We start from the raw sequence: 1,382 nt of genomic DNA, 5'->3' as shown, positions 1-1,382 counted from the left end.
CGCACTCAGGGTTGTATGTACGCCCGAACTACTGAACTCATAAACATCTAACCTTATAGCATCAATTCATCCATATCATGCTCATTGAGATCTAGATCCGATGCATTCAAGGTAAAGTCCTGATCAAAAAATCTCAAAATCAAACTAAATAAACTCATCGCAGCTACCTCATTTAATCAATAAGTTTCACTAACTTTGCGCAATGTAATATTGATACTGCGTCTACAACTGCAAGGCATAAGCCTTCATGTAGTTCCATATTGGAACCTTGACTCACAATATAGGTTCTAAAATGGAACTTTTCAACCTATAATTTACGAAATTGAACAATTAATACTCTGATTTCACTAAGAGAAGCATCTATGAAGTGGGAAGACATCGAATCGCAAAACTGTTCTATGGCTCGTGGTCTAGCTATTTTTGGCGACCGCTGGACGCTGCTAATTATTCGCGAGTGCTTCCGTCGAGTTAGGCGTTTTTCAGATTTTCAAAAGGCCTTAGGCATCACCAAACACCGCTTATCTGATCGACTTACAAGACTCGTTGATGAAGGCATACTCACCAAAGTTCCTTACGATGACTCTGCAAAGCGATTCGAATACCGTTTAACCGACAAAGGCTTAGAGCTCTATCCCATTCTGATGAGCGTTGCGCTCTGGGGAGATAAGTGGCTTTCAGACGAAGACGGAGCGCCCGTTATTTATCGACATAAATCATGCGGAGAGATCACTCAACCAAAATTTGTGTGCGATTGTTGTGGCGACGACATTCACGCAAGAGACATCGATGCGCTTGCAGGGCCAGGAGTGACCAAAAAACTAACCTCTAATATCAAGGCTTAAGGCTGATTATTTTTTAGACAAATGACCTAACTCAAGCAAAGCATGTTATTCACTTGAGCAATCAAAGGGGCACTGCTCCAATAGATTAGAAAGTTAGCAACAATTTAATTGATATAACTTTCGTGCTTAAAATAGTGACCAGTTCTCTGCAAGATGCTCATGCTTCTTCCGGCATAATTTCTAAAGCTTGGCTTCGAGACATTCGTTTATCCGAAGTTGTCGTCATCGCTACCATCTACGTTGTTTTTGCACGACTAGGACAAACATTCGCTATTGAGCCCTCCAATGTAACGCCCGTTTGGATACCTTCTGGCGTGCTGATGGCAGTAGCCTTACGATACGGCCCCCACATATGGCCAGGCGTTTTCTTAGGTGCGTTTTTAGGAAACATTTGGGCTTATTTTTCCACTAAATCATTCTCTACCATATTTAATGCGATTGCCTCTGCATCGATGAATGGTTTGGGCGATGTCATCAGCATTGTTGTGGCCGCGGAGTTAATAAGACATTTTGCAAGAAGCGAAGAAATCCTCGCCTCGC

General features: G+C 42.3%; 2 protein-coding genes. Both read left to right on the top strand.

Going from position 1 to position 1,382, the window contains the following annotated elements; all coding sequences use genetic code 11:
- Nucleotides 1-362: 362 nt before the first annotated feature.
- Nucleotides 363-842, top strand: coding sequence for a helix-turn-helix domain-containing protein (locus A3738_RS16560; RefSeq protein ID WP_068477966.1), 480 nt, complete (start codon nt 363-365; stop codon nt 840-842).
- Between the two features lie 134 nt (nt 843-976).
- On the top strand, nt 977-1,382 hold a 406-nt coding region (locus A3738_RS16555; RefSeq protein ID WP_197473893.1), incomplete at its 3' end, for an MASE1 domain-containing protein.

The sequence above is a fragment of the Oleiphilus sp. HI0066 genome, assembly GCF_001635725.1.
Note: the sequence above shows the minus strand (reverse complement) of the source record. Positions and strands in the feature narration are given on the sequence as shown.

What these genes read in the sequence shown, in the direction of transcription:
- A3738_RS16560 (WP_068477966.1), top strand. Translation starts at nt 363, where the DNA reads ATGAAGTGGGAAGACATCGAATCGCAAAACTGTTCTATGGCTCGTGGT.